Source organism: Actinomadura sp. KC345 (genome assembly GCF_004348515.1).
In the GTDB taxonomy this organism is placed as follows: domain Bacteria; phylum Actinomycetota; class Actinomycetes; order Streptosporangiales; family Streptosporangiaceae; genus Spirillospora.
This window is the reverse complement of the sequence record NZ_SMKH01000370.1, coordinates 1-6,640: the sequence shown is the minus strand read 5'-3', so window position 1 is coordinate 6,640 and position 6,640 is coordinate 1. Positions and strand designations below refer to the sequence as shown.

Genomic DNA, 6,640 nt, shown 5'->3' with positions numbered 1-6,640 from the left:
CCACCACCCCCCGCCCAGGGCCAGCCCCAGCAAAGCTTCACACAGGCAGACCCGGCCCGAGGCGGCCCCGCGCAGGCAGGCCCGGCGCAGGGTGGTTCTGCGCAGGGTGGTTCTGCGCAGGGAGGCCCGGCACAGGGAGGCCCGGCCCGAGGCGGCCCCGCGCAGGCAGGCCCCGCGCAGGGTGGTCCCGCCCAGGGAGGCCCGGCACAGGCGGGACCCGCGCAGGGTGGACCCGCGCAGGGCGGTTCTGCGCAGGCGGGTCCGGACCAGGGGGGTCCCGCGCAAGGGGGCGGCGGTGGTGCTGGAGGAGTCCAGGCTTCGTCTGGGCAAGGGGGTTATTCCGCTCCCAGTGTCGACTCCGGCGCGGCCACGGGGTCGGCGGAACGTGGTTCTGTGGATAACCGCGGGGCAGCGCGCCAGGCGCCTCCCGCCGGCCCGGCCGAAGGCGCGTCAGGCGGTCCGTCCGCGGATTCCGGTGGGGGGATGGACCTTGGAGCCGTGCAGCGGCTCTGGCCGGACGTCGTCGAGGCGGTCAAGCAGAAGAGCCGGGCGACCTGGATGGTCATCATGTCCGGGGTCCAGCCGGTGTCGCTCGAAGGGAAGGTGCTCACCCTCGGGTTCGACGCCGAGGGGCGTCGGCTGGGGTTCGTCAACGGGGGGCGCGACGCGGTTCTCCGCGAGGTCTTCAAGGAGCGGATGGGCGTCGACTGGCGGATCGAGACCGTGGTCGGCGGGGCGCCCGCGGGTCCGCCGCCCGCCCGGCCGGGCCCTAATGGCGGGTTCGGTGGTGCGGCCGCACCGAACCCGGTTCCACAGCAACAGCCGCGGCCGCAAGCCCCGCCGCCTGCCCCGAGGCCCGAACCGGCCCCGGAACCGCCGCCGCCTCCACCGGACGAGCCTCCGCCGCCGCCCGAACCCGCGCCGATGGACGAGAGCGACGAGGTCGACCCGGACGGCGACGCGGACGCGGACGGCACCGAGGCCGAGATGAGCGGCATGGCGCTCATCCAGCGCGAACTCGGCGGCCAGATCATCCGCGAGATCGACAACTCGGCTCCCGCCCAGCCGTAGGGGCGGACCGGGGCCGGTCGCCGGGCGGCGCCACGCGGAGCCGCCCCGGCCAAGATCATCTCCGCCGGGCCGTACCGGTGCCCGTACTTACGGCGGGGCGCCGGGAACCCGTAGTCTCGGGGGACGGACGTCCGGTGGCTGGCGGAGCGCCAGAGAGAAGGCCCTTTCGGGGGGCCGGAAGAGGGAGTGCACCGTGGAACCCGGTGGTCAGTTGAACATGCAAGAACTGCTCCAGCAGGCGCAGGCCATGCAGGAGCAGCTTTTCAGTGCCCAGCGCGAACTGGCGGAGGCGGAGGTGAAGGGCACCGCCGGCGGCGGGCTCGTCACCGCCACGGTCAACGGGCAGGGCGAGGTCACGGGTCTGTCGATCGACCCGAAGGCCATCGACGCCGATGACCCGGCCGACACGGCCGAGACCATCGCCGACCTGGTGCTGGCCGCCATCCGCGACGCCGGCCGCGAGGCGCAGCAGTTGCAGCAGGAGAAGATGGGGCCGCTCGCCGAGGGGCTCGGCGGCGGAGGCGGCATCCCCGGCCTGGGCGGCGGTCAAGGCGGGGGCGGCGGGCTGCCCGGCGGTTTCCCCGGCCTCGGCGGCCCCGGCGGATCGAGCGGCTCCGGCGCCTGAGCCGGCCGTTACACAGAAAGGAGGGGTCCGTTGTACGAAGGGGTGGTCCAGAACCTCATCGACGAGCTGGGCAGGCTGCCCGGCGTCGGCCCCAAGAGCGCGCAGCGGATCGCCTTCCACCTCCTCGCCGCCGACCCGGCCGACGTCGAGCGTCTCGGCAAGGCGCTCAAGGAGGTCAAGGACAAGGTCCGCTTCTGCGGGACGTGCGGCAACGTCGCCGAGGAGCAGGAGTGCCGGATCTGCCGGGACGCGCGGCGCGACCCCCGCGTCATCTGCGTCGTGGAGGAGTCCAAGGACGTCGTCGCGATCGAGAAGACCCGCGAGTTCCGCGGCCGCTACCACGTGCTCGGCGGCGCGATCAGCCCCATCGAGGGCGTCGGGCCGGACGACCTGCGCATCCGTGAGCTGATGCAGCGCCTCGCGGACGGAGCGGTCACCGAGCTGATCCTCGCCACCGACCCCAACCTGGAGGGCGAGGCGACGGCGACGTACCTCGCCCGGCTCGTCAAGCCCATGGGCCTCACCGTCACCCGTCTGGCCAGCGGCCTGCCGGTGGGTGGCGACCTCGAATACGCCGACGAGGTCACGCTGGGCCGCGCATTCGAAGGACGGAGGCTGCTCGATGTCTGACACCAACAGCCCGCAGGACTGGAACGCCCTCGCCGAACGCGTGGCGTGCCACGTCGACAACTACCTGAACGGCCTGGAGGCCGTCGCCCGCGGCGACGGCGGCACGCACACCATCCCGCTGCTCCTGCTGGAGGTGTCGCAGGTCATCCTGGCCGGTGCGCAGCTCGGCGCCAGCGCCGACGTGATCCTTCCGGACAACTGGGAGCCGGAGGTCGGCGACGACCCCGACCTCGACGCCGTCCGGCAGGGCCTGTCCGAACGTCTCGTGGTCCTGGACGAGTACGTCGAGGTCTTCGACCCGTACAAGGACACCGAACCGACGTCCTACCGCCTGTCGGACGACCTGGTCGACGTGGCCAGCGACCTCGTCCACGGGCTGCGCCACTACCAGCAGGACCGTCCCCTGGAAGCTCTCTGGTGGTGGCAGTACTCCTACTTCAACCACTGGGGCAACCACGCCGGCGCGGCTCTGCGCGCGTTGCACGCCTTCGTCGCCAACGCCCGTCTGGACGTCGCCCCCGAAGTCGCCGCCGCTCAGTAGGGCGCGCCGGGACCGCCCGATGCGCCCAGCGTCCACGCGACCACCTCGGCCGCCTTCTCGGCGTCCGAGCCGATCTGCCCGCCCGCCTCGGACTCCCACGCGTACGATTCGAGCTCACCGTCCCAGACGACCGTGGCCGTCTGCCCCCGGTAGGTGACGCGCAGCCCGGCGTCCTCGCCGTCCGGACGCGTCGCGGCGATCTGCGGCGCCCGGCGCCGCAGCGCCGCGTACAACGAGTCCAGCGGCCCTCTGCGGACCCGCGGCAGCTCGGCCATCAGCTCTCCCATCAGCTCGGTCACGGCCGCGCACGCCCCGCCGGGGCCGTGGCGCGGACGCAACGGATCACGGGCGGACGAGACGAACCACGCCGTCCCGCCGACCCCTGCCGTTACATAGACGCTCGACCCCCCTCCCGGGTGGTCCGCGCGGAAGATCCGCAGGAGCCGGCCGCGGCGGGGCCGCCGCCGCACCCGCCGCCGCGTCGCCGCGGCAGGAGGTGCGGCTGGCCGGCCTCTGGGGAAGGGCCCGAGATCAGGCCGGGCCGATCCGGTGTGCCGCGCGCTCAGCTCAAGCGCTGATGAGCGTGCCGCTGTTCTGGAAGGCGGTGACGAGCACGCGGCCGACCTCGTCCAGCTTCTTGCGGACCTTGGCGACGCCGACGGCGCCGCCGGACATGCCGGTCGTGGCGAGCCCGGCGTCGACGACCAGGCTGCCGTCCTGCTGCGGACGGAGGATGATGCGGTACTTGTAGTGGGTGCCGAACGCCCCGAGGAGCATCGCCTTGGTGCGGCTGCCCTTCTCGATGATGCATTCCGCGGGGTTCTCCCAGGTGAAACGGAAGCCCTCGGGCTGCAGTGCCTGCTCCAGAACGGGGCGGACCTGATCGGGGTTGCCGGTCACCTGGATCTTGACGGAATCGGCCATGACGCTCCTTGTGAAGGGGGATGAGGGGGAACGCCCCGCCGTCGCGGCCGCAGAACCGGCCTCGCCTGCGCATGCGCTCGGGGCGTCGGGGAGTCGATCATAGATGCCCGAGTGCGCTACCTGGCCGTATTCCACTAGGCCGGTCTCGGTAGACTCGTCGTTCGGTACGCCTGACCCCGATTCGAGGAGCGCCCACTCGTGGCTCTTGTCGTGCAGAAGTACGGTGGCTCCTCCGTCGCCGACGCCGATGGCGTCAAGCGGGTCGCCCAGCGCATCGTCGCGACGCGGAAGGCGGGCAACGACGTCGTCGTCGTCGTGTCCGCCATGGGTGACACGACGGATGATCTCATCGATATGGCCGAGCAGGTCAGCCCCCTGCCGCCGGGCCGTGAGCTGGACATGCTGCTCACCGCGGGCGAGCGCATCTCGATGGCCCTGCTCGCCATGGCCATCGCGAACCTGGGCCACGAGGCCCGCTCGTTCACCGGCTCCCAGGCGGGCGTGATCACCGACGGCTCGCATGGAAAAGCCAAGATCATCGACGTGACGCCGGGACGGATCCGCACCGCGCTGGACGAGGGCTCGATCTGCATCGTGGCCGGCTTCCAGGGCGTCTCGCAGGGAACCAAGGACATCACCACGCTCGGCCGCGGCGGGTCCGACACCACCGCGGTCGCGCTGGCGGCATCGCTGGACGCCGACGTGTGCGAGATCTACTCCGACGTCGACGGGGTCTTCACCGCCGACCCGCGCATCGCGCCGGCCGCCCACAAGATCCCGCGGATCTCCTACGAGGAGATGCTGGAGATGGCGGCGAACGGCGCGAAGATCCTGCACCTGCGCTGCGTGGAGTACGCGCGCCGCTACAACATCCCGATCCATGTGCGGTCGTCCTTCAGCACGAAGGAGGGCACCTGGGTCGTCGACAGCAGCGATATCGAAGGACACGACATGGAGCAGGCGATCATCTCCGGCGTCGCGCACGACCGGAGCGAGGCCAAGATCACGGTGGTGGGGGTGCCGGACAAGGTCGGCGAGGCCGCCGCGATCTTCACCGCGCTGTCCGACGCCGAGATCAACATCGACATGATCGTGCAGAACGTGTCGGCGGCGTCCACCGGCCGCACCGACATCTCGTTCACACTGCCGGCCACCGACGGGCAGACCGCGCTGACCGCGCTCAACAAGCTGAAGGAGCGCATCGGGTTCGAGGCGCTCCGCTACGACGACCGGATCGGCAAGGTGTCGCTGATCGGGGCCGGGATGCGCTCGTCCCCGGGCGTCACGGCCAAGCTGTTCAGCGCGATCGCCGACTCCGGGGTGAACATCGAGATGATCTCCACGTCGGAGATCCGGATCTCGGTCGTCGTCGCCCAGGACGACATCGACTCCGCGGTCGTCGCCGCACACCACGCCTTCGACCTCGACGCCGAGCAGGTCGAAGCCGTCGTCTACGGAGGCACCGGCCGCTGACCCGGCCCGAGACCGCGACCGCCGCCCGGCTCGTCCCCAGAGGACGCGACCCGGGCGGCGGAACCGGCGGGCGGTGGTGCCCCTACCCGGACAGGGCGCGGCGCAGGGCGGCGCCGAGTTCGGCGATCTGCCGCTGCGACACCTCGGCGGACAGGATCGCCTGCGAGCCGTGGAACGTGCCGGGCCACTGGTGCAACTCGACCGAGACGCCCGCCCGCATCAGGCGCACCGCGTAGTCGATGCCCTCGTCGCGGAGCGGGTCGAACTCCGCGGTGGCGACGTAGGCCGGCGGCAGGCCGGACAGGTCGGTCGCGCGGGCCGGGGCGGCGTACGGTGTGGCCGACTGGGAGCCCAGGTAGTGGCGCCACACAGCGGCGATCGTGTAGCGATCCTGCCAGGGCGTGTCGGTGAAGTTGCGCTGCGACCACGTCTCCTGCCGGTCGTCCAGCACGGGCTGGTTGAGCAGTTGGAAACGGATCGGCGGCCCCTGCGCGTCCCGTACCCGCAACGCCGCGGCGGCCGCGAGCGCGGCGCCGGAGCTGTGCCCCCCGACCGCGACGAGGTCCGGGTCGATGCCCAGGTCGGCCGCGTGCTCGGCCGTCCACGCCAGGACGGCGGAGACGTCGTCCAGGGCGGCCGGGTACCGGGCTTCGGGCGACCGGCGGTAGTCCACCGAGACCACCATCGCGCCGGAGGCCGCCGCGATCCGGGCGGCCGTCGGGTGCTCGGTGTCCAGGTCGCCCAGGGCCCAGCCGCCCCCGTGCATCCACACGATGGCGCTCCGTGCCCCGTCCGGGCGGTAGGTGCGTACCGGCACGTCCGGGTCGGCGGGCACCGTGCGGGTCTCGATCTCCATGTCCGCGGTGTCCGGCGCGGCGGTGGCCGCGCTCGGCGCCGCGGCGGCCAGCTCGGCGAGCTTCCCGCGTGCGGCGACCGGGTCCGTCAGGTCGACTTTCGGAAGAAACGGGATGAATGCATCGAGTTCGGGATCCATAACGCTCATCCTCACGGACGCCATCGCCGGGATCATCCGCCGTCCGTCGCGCGTCCCACCCCGATCACGCGCCGTTCGGTGCGTCGCCCGTCCCCTATCCTTCGGCCATGGAGGCACTGGCGGTACGGCTGTCGGGACTGGACTCGTACGCCGAAGGTGCGATCCGCGTCGTCGCGTTCTACGACACGCTGATGCGCCGGCGGGTGGATCTCCCGGTCCTCGCCCGCGCCTCGGCGGGCCTGGCCGGGTGCGTGGCCGGAATCCGGATCCACGGCTCCGGACGGGTGATCCGTGTCGCGCCCGACGGCGGGCAGGCGTCCGGGCCGCCGCCGCCCGCGTCCAGCACCGCGCCCATCACGCTCGACGGTGAGGAGGTCGGCAC

9 protein-coding genes and 1 pseudogene are annotated in these 6,640 nt (G+C 72.4%); 6 read left to right on the top strand and 4 right to left on the bottom strand.

The window, feature by feature from the left end:
- Positions 1-330 (bottom strand): pentapeptide repeat-containing protein (locus tag E1281_RS35625; RefSeq protein ID WP_207943692.1); only part of this gene is annotated, 330 nt, incomplete at its 3' end.
- Positions 331-483: 153 nt separating this feature from the next.
- Here E1281_RS35625 and E1281_RS35620 point away from each other — a divergent pair.
- The 4 genes from E1281_RS35620 (at position 484) to E1281_RS35605 (ending at position 2,867) form a co-directional block, all read left to right on the top strand.
- A complete protein-coding gene (locus tag E1281_RS35620) occupies positions 484-1,071 on the top strand; it encodes a hypothetical protein (protein WP_131884105.1) in 588 nt (195 codons plus the stop codon).
- Between the two features lie 217 nt (positions 1,072-1,288).
- Positions 1,289-1,696, top strand: coding sequence for a YbaB/EbfC family nucleoid-associated protein (locus E1281_RS35615; RefSeq protein WP_243717733.1), 408 nt, complete (start codon positions 1,289-1,291; stop codon positions 1,694-1,696).
- A gap of 30 nt (positions 1,697-1,726) precedes the next feature.
- Positions 1,727-2,326: a recombination mediator RecR gene (recR, locus tag E1281_RS35610; protein WP_131884103.1), complete on the top strand. Its 600-nt coding sequence runs from the start codon at positions 1,727-1,729 to the stop codon at positions 2,324-2,326.
- Complete coding sequence (locus E1281_RS35605) at positions 2,319-2,867, top strand: DUF5063 domain-containing protein (protein ID WP_131884102.1); 549 nt, start codon at positions 2,319-2,321, stop codon at positions 2,865-2,867. Before recR ends, E1281_RS35605 begins: the two co-directional genes overlap by 8 nt.
- Here E1281_RS35605 and E1281_RS35600 read toward each other — a convergent pair.
- Positions 2,861-3,166 (bottom strand): hypothetical protein, encoded by a 306-nt coding sequence (locus E1281_RS35600; protein ID WP_131884101.1) that lies wholly within the window; start codon positions 3,164-3,166, stop codon positions 2,861-2,863. The two genes, E1281_RS35605 and E1281_RS35600, sit on opposite strands and share 7 nt — an antisense overlap.
- 268 nt (positions 3,167-3,434) lie before the next feature.
- On the bottom strand, positions 3,435-3,791 hold the full coding sequence (locus tag E1281_RS35595; protein ID WP_131884100.1) for a hypothetical protein: 357 nt from the start codon (positions 3,789-3,791) through the stop codon (positions 3,435-3,437).
- A 198-nt stretch (positions 3,792-3,989) separates the two neighbouring features.
- Between E1281_RS35595 and E1281_RS35590 the strand changes: the two genes are divergently transcribed.
- Positions 3,990-5,264: an aspartate kinase gene (locus E1281_RS35590; RefSeq protein WP_131884099.1), complete on the top strand. Its 1,275-nt coding sequence runs from the start codon at positions 3,990-3,992 to the stop codon at positions 5,262-5,264.
- A gap of 82 nt (positions 5,265-5,346) precedes the next feature.
- On the opposite strand, the gene E1281_RS35585 is transcribed toward E1281_RS35590, so the two are convergent.
- Positions 5,347-6,258, bottom strand: a complete 912-nt coding sequence (locus tag E1281_RS35585) for an alpha/beta hydrolase (RefSeq protein WP_131884098.1) — start codon at positions 6,256-6,258, stop codon at positions 5,347-5,349.
- Positions 6,259-6,365: 107 nt separating this feature from the next.
- On the opposite strand from E1281_RS35585, the pseudogene E1281_RS35580 reads away from it, so the two are divergent.
- Positions 6,366-6,640, top strand: a pseudogene (locus E1281_RS35580) (PucR family transcriptional regulator); the annotation flags it as partial.

Excerpts from the sequence above, each read along its gene's own strand:
- E1281_RS35615 (WP_243717733.1), top strand. The coding sequence starts at position 1,289 with ATGCAAGAACTGCTCCAGCAGGCGCAGGCCATGCAGGAGCAGCTTTTC.
- E1281_RS35585 (WP_131884098.1), bottom strand. The coding sequence starts at position 6,258 with ATGGATCCCGAACTCGATGCATTCATCCCGTTTCTTCCGAAAGTCGAC.
- E1281_RS35595 (WP_131884100.1), bottom strand. The coding sequence starts at position 3,791 with ATGGCCGATTCCGTCAAGATCCAGGTGACCGGCAACCCCGATCAGGTC.
- E1281_RS35620 (WP_131884105.1), top strand. The coding sequence starts at position 484 with ATGGACCTTGGAGCCGTGCAGCGGCTCTGGCCGGACGTCGTCGAGGCG.
- E1281_RS35605 (WP_131884102.1), top strand. The coding sequence starts at position 2,319 with ATGTCTGACACCAACAGCCCGCAGGACTGGAACGCCCTCGCCGAACGC.